Here is a 16,567-nt window from a genome sequence, read left to right as displayed (position 1 = left end):
GCGGTCGTTCATGCATCCTTTCTCCTTCACCAGGGCGCGAACGATCGACGCCGCCCTCGCCGCAGGAGCGCGGGGCGGCCGATACCTGGCGGGCGGCACCACGCTGGTTGACCTCATGCGCGAGACGGTCGAGCGCCCCAGCAGCGTCGTGGACATCAACGACCTGCCGTTGCACGAGATCTCCTCGACGTCGAGCGGTCTGCGCATCGGTGCGCTGGCTCGCATGAGCGATGTCGGGGCGCACCCCGCCGTTCGCACCCGCTACCCAGCGATCGCGCAGGCCCTTGAGCTGAGTGCATCCGCACAGCTTCGCAATGCGGCGTCCATCGGGGGCAACCTCATGCAGCGGACCCGCTGCACCTACTTCCGGGACGTCTCGGCTTCCTGCAACAAACGGGAACCGGGCACGGGCTGCGCCGCGCTCCACGGTCACAACCGCACCCACGCCATCCTGGGCACCTCGGAAGCCTGTGTGGCCGCGCATCCCTCTGACCTCGCCGTCGCGCTACTGGCGCTCGACGCGGTCATCCACCTACGCAGCCGTGCCGGCGCGCGCTCCGTACCCGTGGCGAACTTCCTGCTCCGCCCCGGAACCACACCAGAACGCGAGCACGACATCCGCCCTGGGGAACTCATCACCGCCGTGGACGTTCCTGCCGCCGCGCACACCAGGACATCGGGCTACCTGAAGGTACGGGACCGCCAGTCATACGAGTTTGCCCTGACCTCCGCCGCCGTAGCACTGCACATCGAAGAGGACGTCATCCGCTCCGCCCGTGTCGCTGTCGGGGGAGTGGCCACCGTTCCATGGCGGCTGCCCGCGGTCGAGCACCGGCTGCTGGGCGCCCGCCCTTCGCGACAACTCTGGGTCGACGCGGCGGCCAAGGCCGCCGACGGCGCCAGGTCGCTTCGGCATAACGCGTTCAAGGCTGAACTACTCCGGCGAACCGTAGCCCGCCAACTCGGCACTGTGGGAGGCAGGAAGTGACACCGTCAGCAGTCGGCGCACCCGTATCGAGGGTCGATGGCCACGCCAAGGTCACCGGTGCCGCCACCTACGCCGCCGAGTTCGAAGCGCCGCGCCTGGTCCATGCCGTCATGGTCAGCAGCACCATTGGTCTCGGCAGGGTGACCGGCATCGATACACGGGCCGCCCGCGCGCAACAGGGTGTGCTGGAGATCCTCAGCCACCTCAACGCTCCCGAGCTCCCGTACCGCGACTTCCGCACCTCCATTGACCCTCCCGTCGGGGAGCGGTTGCATGTCCTACAGGACAACCGGGTGCGATTCTTCGGTCAGCCGATCGCCGTGGTGATCGCCGAGACGCTGGAGACGGCCCGGCACGCCGCTGGGCTGGTCGAGGTCACCTACGCGGCGGAACAGCCGTCGACCGAGTTGGCGACTTCCCGGGCGCGCCCCCTTGTACCGGCCGGTGAGCAGGGGAACTACAGCCGGGGCGACGTCGATGCGGCGCTGCGCACCGCGCACAGGGTGGTCGACCGGAAATACCGCATGGTTCGCGAGAGCCACAATCCGATGGAGCCGCATGCCACTGTCGCCCGCTGGGAAGGCGACACACTCACCTTGTGGGACAAAACCCAGTGGGTGCAGTCGACAGCGCCACAGATAGCGGCAGTCTTCGGCCTGCCGAAGTCAGCCGTGCGCGTCATATCCCCCTACGTCGGAGGCGCGTTCGGCAGCGCTCTTCGTGCCTGGCCGCACGTGACGCTCGCGGCCATGGCCGCCCGGCACGTAGGGCGTCCGGTCAAACTTGTACTGACCCGCAAGCAAATGTTTTCGGGTACGGGGTACCGAGCTGCCGTTGACCAGAGGATCGCTCTTGCCAGTGACCGCAACGGGCGCCTTACAGGTCTCGTCCATGAGGCGCGCGCCGAGACTTCCCGCTATGAGCAACATCAGGACGCTGTCCTCGAACTGGCCCGCGTGCTGTACTCCGTGCCCAATGTCCGCGCCTCGTACCGGCTGATCCCGTTGGACGTCCCCACGCCCACCTTCGCGCGGGGGCCGGGTCGCACACCAGCTGCCTTCGCCATCGAGTCCGCGCTTGACGAGTTGGCGTACGAGTTGCGTATGGACCCCATCGAGCTGCGGCTGCGCAATGAGCCCGCGCGCGACGAGTCCACGGGGCGGCCGTTCTCCACCCGTCGGCTGAGGGAGTGCTTCAGCGTCGGAGCCCAGAAGTTCGGCTGGGAACGGCGGAACCCACGCGTGCGCTCCACCCGCGACGGACATTGGCTGATCGGCACAGGAGTCGCCACTGCGTGCTACCACACACTGCGGGGTGCCGCGCGGGCTCTGGCCCGGATCGACGCCGACGGCTCGGCCACGGTGTCGAGCGCAACCAGCGACATGGGCCCGGGAACCTATACCTCCATGTCCCAGGTGGCATCGGACGGACTCGGTGTCGCGATGAGCAAAGTCCGATTCCGGTTGGGCGATTCACACCTTCCCCTCGCCCCCTCTCACGGGGGTTCGCAGACCATGGCCAGCGTGGGATCTGCGGTACAGGACGCCTGCGACAAACTGCGGGAAGCCGCTATCGCCCTGGCTGTTGCCGACCCCCAGTCGCCACTGCACGGTGCCGACCCGCAACAGGTCCGCGTGCGAGGCGGTCGCCTGTTCCTGCGGAGTGCCCCCCACCGAGGCGAGACGTATGAGCGACTGCTGCGTCGGCAGCGGAGAACCCACCTGGAGGCAAGCGGCACCTATACGCCGGGAGAAGAAGTCGACCGCTACTCCAGCTACGCTTATGGCGCGGTATTCGCGGAAGTCGCCGTTGACGAGAGCCTTGGTCTCGTCCGGGTGCGACGGCTCCTTTCTGCCTTTGACGCAGGACGCATCATCAGTCCGAAGCTTGCCCACAGCCAAGCCATCGGAGGCATGGTCGGGGGCATCGGCATGGCGCTGCTGGAGCACTCCGTCACTGACCATAGGGATGGCCGACTCGTGAATGCCGGCATGGCCGACTACTTGGTCCCCGTTAACGCGGACGTGCCCGAGGTAGACGCGTTGTACCTCAATGGCGAGGACAAGACGGCGGATCCCATCGGAGTGAAGGGGCTGGGCGAAGTGACCATCGTCGGCGTCGCACCCGCGATCGCCAACGCTGTCCACCACGCGACAGGCCGCCGTGTCCAGAACCTACCGATCACCCTGGAGTCAGTGCTGTGAGCCGAGCCGCAGAGGCAACAACAATCGCAGGGAGTGGCCCCTGCACCCAGGTTGTCAGCGGTGCTCTCGACGGAGCACTCGCTGCCGTGGTTCAGCGCAGCCCGACGATGCTCGTAGGCCTGCCGATGGCGTTGACCTCGAACTGGGCGCGAGTGGCTTTCGCGCCCTCCACTTCGTAGCCAGCGTTGTTGACCATGCATGTGCGCCATGTCCCGGGCGTCTTTGTCGACCACGGTGGCGACAGTGACAGTGGCGCACCCCGCTCAGAGCTCAGGCGCGTAGCCAAGCGGGCCTGCGACGTGTCAAGAATCTGAGCGGTTCAGTGGCGAATGCGTGAGGGTGGCGATTCGGGTGACGGCGGAAGATCAGCGGACCGAACAGGATGTCGATGACGTCGTCCACCGCAATGGCCGGGCAACCTCGCCGGGGTCAAGGGCACGACGCCACAGGTCAGCGATGGCTTTGCGGCGGCCGTCCACCCTCTAGTGCATGCGGATCACCGCGTAGGTCTCGCCGTCTCTCGGCGGCCGCGTCCAGGAGCGGGTGGCGAACATGTGCAGTCGGCCGTTCATGATTGCGTGACGCGGTAGATGGGCACCGAACTCCGCGGTCAGCGCTTCCAACAGCGACCGTTCCACCTCGGCGCTGTCCTCCAAGCCACCGAAGAACCCGCTCGGGTCCAGCGCTTGCGGTATCTCCCCGCTGGACCGGACCTCTCCCGCGGCGTACGTGAACGCGTACTCCTCGACGCCGTCCCGGGCCACCGAAAGGTGGAAGAACGGCTCCCCGTGCCATGTCCTCAGGCCGCTCCACACCACCACCGCGCGAGTGCCCGCGCCGGCGGCCGCGGCCGGGGAGACGAACCGCCGCGGGTCGAACGGGGCGGGGTCGCCGTCGAAGGCGAAGCTCCAGCCGGTGCCGGCCCGGCCGACCGCCATAAGAGCCCTGTCGTCGTAGGACGAGAACTCCCTCTGGTCGTGCGGCGGCCTGTGGCGCGCCTCCCAGAAGGCCATGGGTTCGGTCAGCACGGTGCCGTCCCCGTCGGCGAGACGGCCGGGCAACCCCTCCGGCTCCACGCCTTCCACCAGGACGAACCGGTAGGAGGTGCGGTTGTTGCCCGGGTCCGGCTCCGCGAGCCACGCCAGGCCGCTCGTGTCGAGCCCGGCCGCCGGCCTAGGGGCCTCGCCGGTCTGTCCGCCCCTTGGAGTGGACAGCAGCTCGCGGCCCCGCTCCGGAGTCAGCAACGGCCCGAGCACCGGGTCCGCCACCCACCCCAGCGGCGCCAGGTGGTCCGGCCCCAGCGGCTCCCACAGGGGCAGCGCATTGATCAGTGTCCGCCATGCCCCGTCGGTGTCTCCCCACCGCGCCAGCTCCCGCGCCCGCTCAACAGCTTGCCCGAACGGACCGGCAGCCGTGTACCGGTACGTGCCGTTGCGCACCTGATCCAGCGTCGCGTAGGCCAGTGACACCAAGTCGTCGTCGGCACCCCGCAGATGGAGCGTCAGCGTGGAGTCGTCCCGGTAGGAGTGCGCCGCGTGCTCGGCGACCAGCGGTGGCAGCAGCTCGGCAGCGTACTGCCGGTCCGTCGCCAATCCGTCGAAGTACACCGTGGAGGTCTGTCCGAGCAGGCGGCGTATCTGGTCGCCGAGCCCGACGGCCCGAGGTCTGCCGTACCCCTTGGCCTCCTCCAGCGCCGCCCCGGCCCGTTCCCATCCGCCGCGCAGCGCCTCCAGCCGGGCCTCCTCCACCTGGGCGTCCAGCTTTCGCGTCGTGTCGTTGGCGAACACCGGCTCCTCGTCGTTCGGTTGCGCACGCAGGCTGTGGAACTCCCGGTGCATATCGCGCATGAACGCAAGGAAGTGCGGGTGCCGCTCGGGTGGCGCGGCCCGCCAGCTCGCCCACGTGTACACGGCCCACTCACCGTCCTCGTCCACGTCCTCGGGATCCAAGAGGACGTGGGTGATGTCGGACTCCACGTCGAGCTGCAGCCCGCGCCGCCAGATGTCCGACTCCCTCCGCTCCTCGGCCCCGGCATCCTCGTCCAGGTATTCCTCGAACATGTCCGCCAGGCCGGACTCGTTGTTGTGCCAGTGCGCGTCCCCGGTCCCCGCCAGCAGCCACACGAACCCGCCCGCATGCCGCCACCCGTCGCTGACCTTGAGGAACTCCCGGTACGACGGGGGGATCCGGCGGCCCAGGCGCTCTTCCATGGCTGCGATCCGCTCCTCGGACGCGGGCGGGAACCCCAGCCACCGCGACTGCCGGGCGGCCTCGTCGTCCTCGCTCCGCCCCTCGCCGTCCGGCAGGGAATCCGCCCACTCCCCGCTCCACCTGAGCAGGAAGGACCGCCAGTCGAATGCCATGGTGTCCGTCATGCACCCGAGGCTGCCACCTACCACTGACAGCGCTCCGCTGCTCGCTGCGGCCAGGACAACGGCGCCTTCCGCGATCAGTTGGCCGTCGCCCGGTCAACCGGCGCCCCACGCGACGACATCGCCGGCCGGCGCGCAAGCCTGGCCCCCGTGGTTTGGCCGAGGCCGCCTCAGGGTGTCGCGGGGCGGTCGAGTCCCCGTGCCTGCCGTGTGGCGGCGGCGAGGACCGTGAGGGCGTCCGGGACGGCGTGGGCGGTGCGCCAGGCGATCACGTGGTCGGGGCGGACCAGTAGGGCTCCACGGTCGCCGATGCCGCAGGCTTCGGTGGGCCACACCGATAGAGAGGCCCCCGTGCCCCCGATCAGTGAGTGACCCGCCAGGAGACTGCCCGTATTTACCGTCACGGTCGCTGGCCGGTTTCTCCCGCGTAGCTGCCGCGGTCAGGGCTCACCGCCACGCCCGCTCCAGCGCCCCGCGCAGCTCCGCCGCGCTCGCGTAGCCGATCTCGGGGCGCTCCCGCAGCGCCGTGTCGATGACCTCCGCGAGGCGTCGTGGGATGGCCGGGTCGCGGCGGCGGATCGGGATCGCCGGCTCCTGCAGGACGACCTGCCAGGGGTCCTTGGCGCGCGGGAACTCGCGCGGGGTCCTTCCGGTCAGCGTGTGGTAGATGCAGGCGGCGAATGCCCAGACGTCCACGGCCGGGGTGGCCTTGCGGAAGTCGATGACCTGTTGGCGCGGCATGAACATCGGTTTGCCCGCCGTGGTGCCGGTACGTGTCAGCCCGCTCAGGCCCGCCTGGTCAAAGGCCTTTCCGATGCCGAAGTCGGCGATCTTCGCCGTCGTCGAGCCGTCGGTCTCCTTGTGCAGCAGGATGTTGGAGGGGCTCAGGTCGCGGTGGACGACGCCCTGCCCGTGCGCGTGTTCCAGGCCCTTGAGCGCCTGCACCGCGATGGGCACCGCTTCCTCGACCGGGAGTCGCCCGCCGCGTTCGGCGACGAGCCGGTCCAGGCTGCCGCCGGTGCAGAACTCGGTCGTCAGATAGAAGGTTCCGTATCCGAAGCCCGCGTCGTGCAGCGCGACGACGTGCGGATGCTTCATTGCCCGGGTGATCGCCACCTCGCGCAGGAACCGGGCGCGCGCCGTCTCGCTCGCCGCCACCTTCGGCAGCATCACCTTCAGCGCCACCTCGACGCCGGTGGCCTCGTGCCGGGCCAGGTACACCGCGCCCATGCCGCCACGGCCGAGCTCCCGGATCACCGAGTAGCCGCGGATGGCCCTGAGGTCGGCGCGGCCGCCGTGCGCCAGCTCGAGCAGCAGCTTGAGCACGGCGTCGGGCCGCGCCTGACAGGCGGCGCACAACAACTCGCCGGGGCGGCCGCCCGCCTCGTCGTCCAGCTCGCGCTCGCACTTGGCGCAGCGCGCGAGCCTCACCGTGGCGACCTGCGGCCGCGTGATGTCGACGCGGAACACGGTGTCACCGAGGCGGATCCGGTCGCCGTCCTTGAGGTCGTGCTCGGGGTAGGAATCGGCGACGGCCTCCTCGGGGGTGAGGCCGCGGCGCCGCTGGCCGATCTTCTCCCCGTTGACGTACGTGCCGTTGAGGCTGCCGAAGTCGCGGATGCGGATGTCCGGCGGGTTGATGTCGAGCAGGCAGTGGTGGCGGGAGACGGTCTTGTGGTCGGAGTCGTCGGGCAGTCGCGGCGAACAGTCGGTGGAGCGGCCGAGGACGCAGGTGGTGCGCTCCTCGAAGACGTACGCGCCGGGCTTGACCCGGCCCTCGACGAGGGTGAGCGTGATGGTGGCCGAGGACGTCACAGAGGATCGTCTCCTGGTGTGTGAGGGGAGGGCTTCGGGGGACGAGACGGTGAACGTGAGCGTGCCGTCCGCGGCGTCGGACAGTACGCGTCCCGCTCCGCTCAGTCGGCCACCAGCTCCCAGTCGAGGTCCCAGAGCCGGATGCCGTCGTCTCCCGCCGTGACCAAGTTGCGCAGGTCGGGGGTGAGTTCGAGGTGCCGGATGCGTTGTTGGTGCCCTTCGAGCACGTGCAGGCACCGGCCGGTGGCGACCTCCCACATCCGTACGGATCTGTCGTGGCCGGCCGAGAAGGCGAACCGGGCGTCGGGTGTGAACCGCACGGCGGAGACCCAGCCCTCGTGCCCCGCGAACTCGCGTACGGACCGCCCGGCACCGGCGTTCCACAGCCGGATCGGTTCGTCCCCGGCGCCCGAGGACATGACCTGGTGTGTGGACATGGCCAGGCGGCCGTCGGCGCTCAGGCACGCCGACAGGATCGGTTCCCGGGGGCCGGTCCAGGTCCGCAGGCAGGCTCCGGTGTCAAGATCCCGCAGCCGGACCACGCCGCCTGAGTCGCCGACCGCCGCGAGCCGTCCGTCCGCGGACGTGGAGATCACGTTGACCGGGCCGTTCCCGGTGATCGTGGCGACGAAACGGTCGGCGTTCAGGTCCCATCGGCGCAGGACACCGTCGCCGCTGCCGAGCCAGGCGTACCTCCCGTCGCCGGTGAACATGATGGTCCGCCTCATGTCCCAGTCCGGAGTCAGCCGACGGCACTCGCCGTCGGCCAGTTGCCGCCGAATGACCGCGAGTGGCTTGGTGCCCTCGCACAGGACGTGCCGGCCGTCGTCGCTCAACGCCACCCCGCCCACCCTGCCCGCGTGATCGTTGAGGATGCGCGTGCACGCGCCGCTGTCCAGGTCCCAGATCCGTACGGTGCCGTCGCCTTGCCCGCTGACGGCGAGCCGCGCATCCGCGGCGACACCGATCGCCGTGATGGCGCCGTAGGAGAGGTGGCCGGCGTCCAGTGGCCGCGACCAGGCCGAGCGCAGCCGTACGTGGCGCGCCGAGCGGCCCAGTTCGTGCCAGGCGGCCAGGACCTGGGGCGCGCGCTCGTATCCCGGTATCTCCCGTGCGCGGGTCAACAGGCCGAAGGCTGTCCGGTGTCGGCCGTTCGACATCGCCTGGCGTGCGTCGGCGAGCAGTTCCTCGGCCAGTCCGCCGAGCCGGCTGACCTCCGCGTACTCGCGCGGCTTGATCACGTGCGGCTCGGCGGCGTATGCGGTACCGGGCAACCGCCAGCGATGCAGCGGGAGTTCGGGATGCCCGCCGACGGAGCAGCCGAACCGGTCGTCGCCGTCCGGGAATCCGACGTGGTGCATTCCGTACGCGTCGGCGGTGAAGGTCCGCAGACACCGGCCGCTGTTCAGCTCCCAGACCTGAACGGTGTGGTCGCCGGTCGTCCCGGACAGCAGCAGCCGCCCACCGTCGCCGAAGGCCAGGTGACTGGCCGCGGCGGTCAGCCCCGTCAACGTACGCGGCGTAGGGACCTGCCGGCCGTCCTCCGCATCCCACAACCGGATCACCCGGTCCTGGCCCGCCACCGCGACCATCCGCCCGTCGGGACTGAAGCACAGCGCATGCGTCGCCGAGCCGGCGGCCAGCACCCGGCACCGGCCATCGGCCACGCTCCACAGCCGCGCCCCGTCCTCCTCTGCGGTGAGCACATGGCGCCCGTCGGCGCTCACCTCGTACTGCGAGCCGTCGAGGTGGTTGCCCTTGAACGCTTCCCCGAGCGACCACCGGCAGGTCCCGGTCCGCGGTTCCCAGACCTGGACGCGCCCGTCCGCACCCTGCCACACACCGATGCGCCCGTCGGCACTCAGCCTGACCGGGCACCCCGTGGCGCGTGCTGCGGAGCGGATGACGCGGGTACACTTGCCCGCCCTGAGATCCCAGAACTGCACCGTGCCGTCGCGGCTCGTGGACAGTGCGTACGAGCCGTCAGGGGTGAGGTCGACGCCGAGCACCTGCGTGCGGTGGCCCTTGCCCTTGACCGCCAACCGCTGTGCGCAGGTCGCCGTGGACCACAGCCGGAGCACACCGTCCCAGTGGCCGCTCAGCGCGAGGCGTCCGTCGGGAGTGAACCGGATCGGCAGGTAGCCCATCACCTCGTGCCGGGCGAGCAGTTTCACCGGCGCGAACGGCAGCGCGAACGGCTCGCGGAATTCGCGGGTGCCGGTGTGGCGGGCATCGGCCACGGTTCCGGAGGCTGCCACCCGCAGCGCCGCCCGTACGTCGGTGTCGTCGGGCCGTTCGCGCGCGAGGGCGTCGAGCAGGTCGTGTGCCGCCGCGAGGTCGCCGCGTTCGAGGTGGACCCGGGCCAGAAGCAGCTGCACCTGCCAGGAGGACGCGCCGGAGCCGCGCGGGATCGCCTCCAACCGGGCGACGAGTTCCCCATCGGTGATCGCCCCCGTACGCCACTGGAACAGGCCACCGTTGTACACGGCCCCGACGTGGTGCGGGTCGACCGCGAGCGCCTGGTCGAAGGCATGCTCGGCGTCGGCGGCCCGGTCCAGGTCGAGGAGCGACAGGCCACGGTTGTTGAGCTCGTCGGCGCGCAGATCGGCGGCCTGCGACGTGGGACGCGGATACGCCGAGCCGGTCACCTGCTCGTAGATCCCGGTCAGTACGTCCGCGATGTCCGCCATCGAGGCCGGCCGGTGGGCCGGGTGCTGCCGCAGGCAGCGCCGGAGCAGGTGGGCGACTTCCGGCGGCGCCGCGACCGGATTCGAGGGGTCGGCCAGGTATTCCTCCAGCGCGAGACCAGCGACCGGACCAGCCGCCCAATGCACACCGCCGGTGAACATCTCCAGGACCGAGACCGCGAAACTGTAGACATCGCTGCGCCGCCCGACGGGCTCGCCCGCGAGCTGCTCCGGGGACGCGTAGCCGACCGTCATGCCGCCGGATGGCACCAACACGCTGACACCCGGCGCCATTTGGAGGTCAGTCGGGGCCGTGGCGGCCTTGGACCGGGCGAGACCGAAGTCGGTGATCTTCGCGGCGCCCGTGCCGTCGAGCAGAATGTTGGCCGGCTTCACGTCCTGGTGCACCAGGTCTCTGCGATGGGCGTGCTCGAGCCCACGGGCCGCTTGGACCGCCGTGTCGAGAACACGGGCGAGGGCCTGCCGCGCGTCCCCGGCGTGGAGGCGCCCGTCACCGATCCACTCGGCCAGGCTGCCGCCGTCGACGTACTCGGCGAACACCCGGGGGACACCGTCGATCACTCGCACGTAATGGCAGGCGCAGACGTTCGGATGGAGCCCGAGGGACACCCACGCCTCGGCCTCCCTGACGAACAGCTCCTGATCGCCGGGGCGCCGGAACAGCTCGGGCCGCGAACTCTTCACCGCCATGTCGATGCCCCAGGCGAGATGCCGTACCCGGTGCACGACGCCCATCCCGCCCCGGCCAAGCTCGCCGATCACCCGGTACCGGCCGTCGACGGTCTCGCCGGTCACCCAAACGGCCCGCGACGTAGGTGCGTTCACTGGCGATTCCTCATCGTGGTTGCGGCAGAAGCCGCTGTCCCGGAAGGCCCGGACGCAGAAGGCCCCGTTGTCAGATTCCGACGAGGGTCAGTATGTGACGCCGTCGATCCTGGTGTCGATGTTTCAGGCTCACCACGGGGGCGCGGGAGCGCGCCGTTCAGCCCTTCGCCGAGATGCCCACAGGGTACTGAGCTGGGCGTTCTCTGTCGTTGGTCGTCTCCGCATGAGTCGCTTTGTGCTCCGGTCCTTCCGTGTCGATGGCCTTGCGGCTCCCCGCCAACGGCCTGCGCGCCGACTGACCGCGTGCGTGATCGGCGTCCCGCGGGCGCACCGGAACGGCGCCGGACGTCCCAAACTGCATCCTGTTTAGGATACAAACTTGGATCCAAGGCAACAAGCATGTGTTTCAAGCGAGTTCCAGCGCTGCTTACCGGCCGAGCCCCGTGGATCAGGCCACTACGGGCGCCGCCTCGTTCACGGACGAGATGCGCGACTCAGGAGAGGTGAAGGTTCCCGGGCGCCCGTACGGCGTCCATCCTGCGCGACGCCGCGGCCTGTACGTCCTCGACATGGAGCCTGGCCTGACGCTCCGCCTGCTCGCGGTCACGGTCCAGCAGGGCAGCGATGATCTTCTTGTGGCCTTCGACGCAGATGACGGCCTCGTCCCGGGTGAACAGGGCGGCCATGTTGTAGGTGATGCCGAAGTCCCGGTTGCGCAGCCACTCGTCGAACAGCCGCTGATTGGCCGAAGCCCGCACGATCGCCTGATGGAACTCCCGGTTCAGCAGGCCCAGTTCGGCGCCGGGCTGTGCCACGTACTCCTCGACCGGGTCCTCGTAGAAGGCGGAGATCACGGCGAGCTGCTCCTCGGACGCGCGTACCGCCGCCAGCCCGGTGGCCATCGCCTCCAGCGCGCAGCGCACCTCGTAGATTTCGCGGATCTCGTCCGGCGTGTGCTCGCGTACGACCCAGCCCTGCCGCTCGCGCACCACCATGCCCTGGTCCACCAGGCGCATCAGAGCGGCCCGTACGGGCGTCCGGCTGGCGTTCAGCTCCGAGGCGACCTCGTCCTCGGGCAGCCGCTGGTTGGGACGGTAGACCCCCTGGAGGATGGCGGTGCGCATGTGCTCGTACGCGCGGTCGCTGAGGGACTCCCCGCTCCCGGCGCGGGGCCGCCTGCCACGAGTGCTGGTCTCCTGCGTGCCCGCCCGCCCAGGTCGCTCGACCATTGCCTCTCCTCCGCCGCGTCCGGACCACAAGTATTCCAGGCCGGCGAAAGGACGCGCTCCTCGGCGACGGCGCCACGTGCACGAGAACGGGTCGCCTGCGTGAACATCGACGACATGCCGGGTCGGCAGCGTTAGCCCTGGGCGGCGTTGAGTGAGGCGGTGTGCTCCCGCACCTGCTGCGGTGTCATGTAGGCGTCGGTCTGTTCGAAGTGCCGCAGCGACGGCTGTTCCTCGGCGAGGAACCCGATCCGTACGAAGTCGTCGCCCGCGGCCGCGTTCAGTATCCAGTTCGTCAACACCCGCGCCTTGGCGACATTGGTGCGCATCGCCCCCACGTGGTAGCCCCGGGCCACCGCCTGCGCGGGCATCCCATGCAGCTCGACGCCCACCGGCTTGGCGACCGCGTCCCTGCCGCCCAGGTCGACCACCAGACCGAGGTCCCTGTGCCGGTAGGACCGAAGCGACTCGCCGCGCAGCGCGGCGATGACGTTGTCCGCCACTGTCTTGGCCTGCCGGTGGGCGTGCTGCGCGGTGGGCGGGCAGACTGCGCCGTCGCCCCCCGTCAGGTCGGGTACGGCGGCGCCGTCGCCCAGCGCGAAGACGCCGTCGAAGCCAGGCAGCGTCATCTGCGCGGTGGTGGCGAGCCGTCCATGTACCGTCTCGGCCCCCAGCGTTTCCACCAGCGGGCTGGCGACCACTCCTGCGGTCCAGATCAAGGTCCGGGAGGGGACGACCCGGCCGTCGGTGAAGGTGACCTGGTCCGGCCTCGCCTCGGCGACGGACACGCCGAGCGAGATCTCCACCCCGCGCCGCTGGAGCACCTCCATCGCGCTGCGGCCGAGCTTGTCGCCCAGCTCGGGCATGAGTTTCGGCGCGATGTCAATCAGGTGCCATCTGATCAGGCTTGGATCGAGCCGTGGGTAGCGCCGCACCGCGTGGGTGGTGAGCCGCTGCAGGCAGGCCGCCGTCTCAGTGCCCGCATAGCCGCCTCCGACGACAACGAACTGCAGTCGGGAGATCTTCTCCTGCTCGTCGAGAGCGGCATCGGCCAGGTCGAGCTGGGCGATGACGTGGTCCCTCAGGTACGCGGCCTCGGCGAGCGTTTTCATGCCGCGCCCGTTTTCCTTCAGGCCGGGGATGTCGAAGGTGCGGGTCACGCTGCCGGGCGCGAGCACGATGTAGTCGTAGCGCTCGTTCGTCAGTTCCCCGGTGATCCGGCGGACGACGCAGACCTTCGCTCGGGCGTCCACGCCGATGGCAAGGCCCGGGATGATCTTGGTGCGGTACCTTCCGCGGCGCAGCGAGAGCGCCACCGACTGCGGAGTGAGTACGCCCGCCGCGACCTGCGGCAGCAGCGGCAGATACAGCTGGTAGGAGACCGGCGTGACAAGCGCGATGTCCGCGTCTCCGGGAGCGAGCCGGCGCTCCAGACGGCCTACGCAGGCGACGCCCGCGAAGCCTGCGCCCACGACGAGAATCCTGAGGCGCGCCACGGTGTCCCTCCCTTCTCGGGAGCCGCGTTTGCAGGATGCCGACTCATTGCGGCCGGCTTTACAAAACTCCGGCATTCGGTTCCTATCACCCATCCTCGTGGCTCACGGCACGATGCGCGCGCCGGTGTGAGGAGGCTCGGGCCTCAGCGACAGCTCCGGGAAGGGAACCGGGACTGGTCACGCCTCTGCCACGAGCCCGGACGGCAGCCATGGAATTCTGGAGCTTCCTGGCGGGCCTGGTGTCCGCCCGTCCTCCGGGTGCGGCGCACCGCAGATCACGAGTTCGGATGGCTACTCTGGATCCGCGAGCCGGAGGAGGTTGCGTCTGCATGGGTGACGGGCACGCGCCGGGGCCGTCTGGGCGGGAGGACGTGCTCGGAGCCGACTGGGAGAGCCATCGGCCCGCGGTCTTCGGTGTGGCCTACCGGCTGCTGGGGAGTGTGGCCGATGCCGAGGACGTGACCCAGGATGTGTGGTTGCGGGCGGCCGGGGCGGATATGCGGGATGTCGGCGATCCGCGGGCCTGGTTGGTCACGGTGGCCGCGCGGCGTTCGTACGACGTCCTCAAGAGTGCCCGCTTCCGCCGGGAGACCTATGTCGGGCCGTGGCTGCCGGAACCGCTGCTGACGGGGCCGGACGCATCGGAACAGGTCCTTGTCGACGAGTCCGTCGGTTCGGCGATGCTCCTGATCATGGAGGAGCTGAGCCCACCGGAGCGGGTGGCCTTCGTCCTGCACGATGTCTTCGGTCTTGAGTTCGGCCGGATCGCCGAGGTGCTGGATGTCTCCGTGCCGGGTGCCCGGCAGCTCGCCTCGCGGGCACGGCGGCGGGTGGCCAAGGCGAGGCAGTCCATGCCGCAGGCGCCGAAAGCGGAGCGTGAACGTGTACTCGCGGTCTTCCGCGCCGCGTACGAGGCCGGGGATCTGGCCGGCCTGGTGAGGCTTCTGCACCCGGACGCTGTCTATGTCACCGACGGCGGCGGCAAGGCTGCCGCGGCGCGCAAGCCCATCCATGGTGGTGAGCGCGTCGCCGAGGTGATGGTGCGCGTGGGCAGCCAGTGGCGTCCGGACTGTATCGACCTCGTCGAGGTCGGCGGCGAGCTCGCCCTGGTGTTCCGCCGGGAGGGCCGTGTCTACTCCGTGGACACGCTGCAGATCACAGACGGTTTGATAACCGCGTACCGCAGGGTGATCAACCCGGACAAGCTTTCTCACGTCTGAGCTGTCACACCCCGAGGGGCTGCCTCGTCTCCCTGATGAGAACCGAATCGACCAATCGGGACAGACGAAGGAACGCTCGCGGGCAGCTGAGATCGATCATGCGGACAGCATGCTTCCACCTCCTGCGCTCCTCCGCCGACGAGCCGCGATGAGCCCCGTGTGTGAACGGGCTGCGCGCTCGTGCGCCCTTCCCCAGTAAGGACTTTTATGCAGGCCATCACCGTTCGAGACCGTGACGCCGGTCTCGCCGGGCTGTCCCTGACGGACCTGCCCTACCCCCACGCGGCCGAGAACGACGTCATCGTGCGGGTGCACGCCGCGGGCTTCACCCCTGGAGAGCTGGACTGGCCAGGCACGTGGACCGATCGCGCAGGCCGCGACCGGACGCCGAGCGTGCCCGGCCACGAGCTGTCGGGGGTCGTCGAAGAGCTGGGGTTCGGCACCACCGGCTTGAGTGTCGGCCAGCGGGTGTTCGGCCTGGCCGACTGGGCCCGCAACGGCTCGCTCGCCGAGTACGCCGCGGTGGAGGCCCGCAATCTCGCGCCGCTGCCGGCGGACGTCGACCACACTCTGGCCGCCGCACTGCCGATCTCCGGGCTGACCGCCTGGCAGGGCCTGTTCGACCACGGCCGCCTGGCCACGGGCCAGACCGTCCTCATCCACGGCGCCGCGGGCGGCGTCGGCTCGATCGCGGTACAGCTCGCCCGCGAGGCCGGCGCCCGTGTCATCGGCACCGGCCGGTCCGCCGACCGGGACGCCGCGCTCGCGCTGGGCGTCGACACCTTCCTGGACCTGCAGACCGAGAAGCTGGAGGACGTCGGCGAGGCCGACGTCGTGTTCGACGTGATCGGCGGCGACATCCTCGACCGCTCGGCCGCCCTGGTCCGGGCCGGCGGCACGTTGGTCACCATCGCCATGCCGCCCAAGGTCCAGCCCGAGGGCGGGCGGGCCATCTTCTTCGTCGTCGAACCCGACCGCGCCCGGCTCACCGACCTCGCCACGCGAGTGAGGGACGGCCGGCTCAAGCCGGTCGTCGGCGCCGTACGGCCACTCAGCGAAGCACCCACCGCATTCGCCCCCGCCACCCGCACCCCGGGCAAGGCGATCATCCGCGTCGCGGAAGACCGGACAGGAGACCCATCGTGACCGGAACGCGGATCGCCAGTGGCCTGCTGGCCGTCGCCACGCTGACCGCGGCCACGGCCTGCACCGCCTCGGACCAGCCCGCCCACGCCAAGACGCCCACCGCGGCCGTGACATCGAAGCACCCCACCGAAACCGTCAAGACCCTGCTCCAGCAGGCCCTCCCGAATGTGAAGGGCAAGACGTTCACCTCGGTGGTCGTCGACTTCCCGCCCAACGCACGCGCGATGCCGCACCGGCACGGCAAGGCGTTCGTCTACGCCTACGTGCTCGAAGGCACCGTGCGCAGCAAGCTCGCCGGCAAGCCCGTGAGCACCTACCGCCAGGGCCGGAACTGGGTCGAGCGGCCGGGCGCTCACCACGTCCTCACCCAGAACACCAGCCGGACCGAACGGGCCAAGCTCCTGGTGGTCTACGTCTCCAACACCGGAGACAAGCTCAAGGTCGACGACCCGAGGTCGTAGCCCGTCTCTCACGGCGGCGCGAGGCGGCCCGAACGAATCGAAGGAACCATGACCAAGACGCAACGCGCCCACATCGGCAGGCAGCGCCCGAGCGCTTCGGTCAGTG

11 protein-coding genes are annotated in these 16,567 nt (G+C 70.0%); 5 read left to right on the top strand and 6 right to left on the bottom strand.

The features are described 5' to 3' along the window. Nucleotides 1-10: 10 nt before the first annotated feature. The gene (locus J2Z30_RS35490) at nt 11-988 is read left to right on the top strand and encodes an FAD binding domain-containing protein (RefSeq protein ID WP_044578069.1); all 978 of its coding nucleotides are present in this window, start codon (nt 11-13) and stop codon (nt 986-988) included. After that, nucleotides 985-3,192, top strand: a complete 2,208-nt coding sequence (locus J2Z30_RS35485) for a xanthine dehydrogenase family protein molybdopterin-binding subunit (RefSeq protein WP_044578070.1) — start codon at nt 985-987, stop codon at nt 3,190-3,192. The genes J2Z30_RS35490 and J2Z30_RS35485 overlap by 4 nt, the downstream gene beginning before the upstream one ends. A gap of 482 nt (nt 3,193-3,674) precedes the next feature. Here J2Z30_RS35485 and J2Z30_RS35480 read toward each other — a convergent pair whose 3' ends face one another. The 6 genes from J2Z30_RS35480 to J2Z30_RS35455 form a co-directional block, all read right to left on the bottom strand. Further along, on the bottom strand, nt 3,675-5,567 hold the full coding sequence (locus tag J2Z30_RS35480) for an SMI1/KNR4 family protein (protein WP_044578072.1): 1,893 nt from the start codon (nt 5,565-5,567) through the stop codon (nt 3,675-3,677). A gap of 167 nt (nt 5,568-5,734) precedes the next feature. Then, nucleotides 5,735-5,899 (bottom strand): aromatic-ring hydroxylase C-terminal domain-containing protein, encoded by a 165-nt coding sequence (locus tag J2Z30_RS35475; protein WP_209468974.1) that lies wholly within the window; start codon nt 5,897-5,899, stop codon nt 5,735-5,737. Between the two features lie 112 nt (nt 5,900-6,011). Further along, nucleotides 6,012-7,379: a protein kinase domain-containing protein gene (locus J2Z30_RS35470; RefSeq protein WP_044578074.1), complete on the bottom strand. Its 1,368-nt coding sequence runs from the start codon at nt 7,377-7,379 to the stop codon at nt 6,012-6,014. 101 nt (nt 7,380-7,480) lie between these two features. Then, complete coding sequence (locus tag J2Z30_RS35465; protein WP_044578077.1) at nt 7,481-10,912, bottom strand: serine/threonine-protein kinase; 3,432 nt, start codon at nt 10,910-10,912, stop codon at nt 7,481-7,483. Between the two features lie 494 nt (nt 10,913-11,406). Beyond that, the gene (locus J2Z30_RS35460) at nt 11,407-12,141 is read right to left on the bottom strand and encodes a GntR family transcriptional regulator (protein ID WP_052701676.1); all 735 of its coding nucleotides are present in this window, start codon (nt 12,139-12,141) and stop codon (nt 11,407-11,409) included. 131 nt (nt 12,142-12,272) lie between these two features. Then, on the bottom strand, nt 12,273-13,634 hold the full coding sequence (locus tag J2Z30_RS35455) for an NAD(P)/FAD-dependent oxidoreductase (protein ID WP_044578079.1): 1,362 nt from the start codon (nt 13,632-13,634) through the stop codon (nt 12,273-12,275). 329 nt (nt 13,635-13,963) lie between these two features. Here J2Z30_RS35455 and sigJ point away from each other — a divergent pair, with 329 nt between their 5' ends. The 3 genes from sigJ (at nt 13,964) to J2Z30_RS35440 (ending at nt 16,461) form a co-directional block, all read left to right on the top strand. Continuing rightward, complete coding sequence (gene sigJ / locus J2Z30_RS35450; protein ID WP_044578082.1) at nt 13,964-14,854, top strand: RNA polymerase sigma factor SigJ; 891 nt, start codon at nt 13,964-13,966, stop codon at nt 14,852-14,854. Nucleotides 14,855-15,061: 207 nt separating this feature from the next. Further along, entirely contained in the window at nt 15,062-16,000 is a 939-nt protein-coding gene (locus tag J2Z30_RS35445; protein ID WP_044578086.1) for an NADP-dependent oxidoreductase, read from the top strand. Next, the gene (locus tag J2Z30_RS35440; protein ID WP_044578087.1) at nt 15,997-16,461 is read left to right on the top strand and encodes a cupin domain-containing protein; all 465 of its coding nucleotides are present in this window, start codon (nt 15,997-15,999) and stop codon (nt 16,459-16,461) included. The genes J2Z30_RS35445 and J2Z30_RS35440 overlap by 4 nt, the downstream gene beginning before the upstream one ends. Nucleotides 16,462-16,567: the final 106 nt, after the last annotated feature.

This window comes from Streptomyces iranensis, from assembly GCF_017874715.1.
GTDB lineage: Bacteria > Actinomycetota > Actinomycetes > Streptomycetales > Streptomycetaceae > Streptomyces > Streptomyces iranensis.
This window is presented reverse-complemented; position numbering and strand designations above follow the sequence as displayed.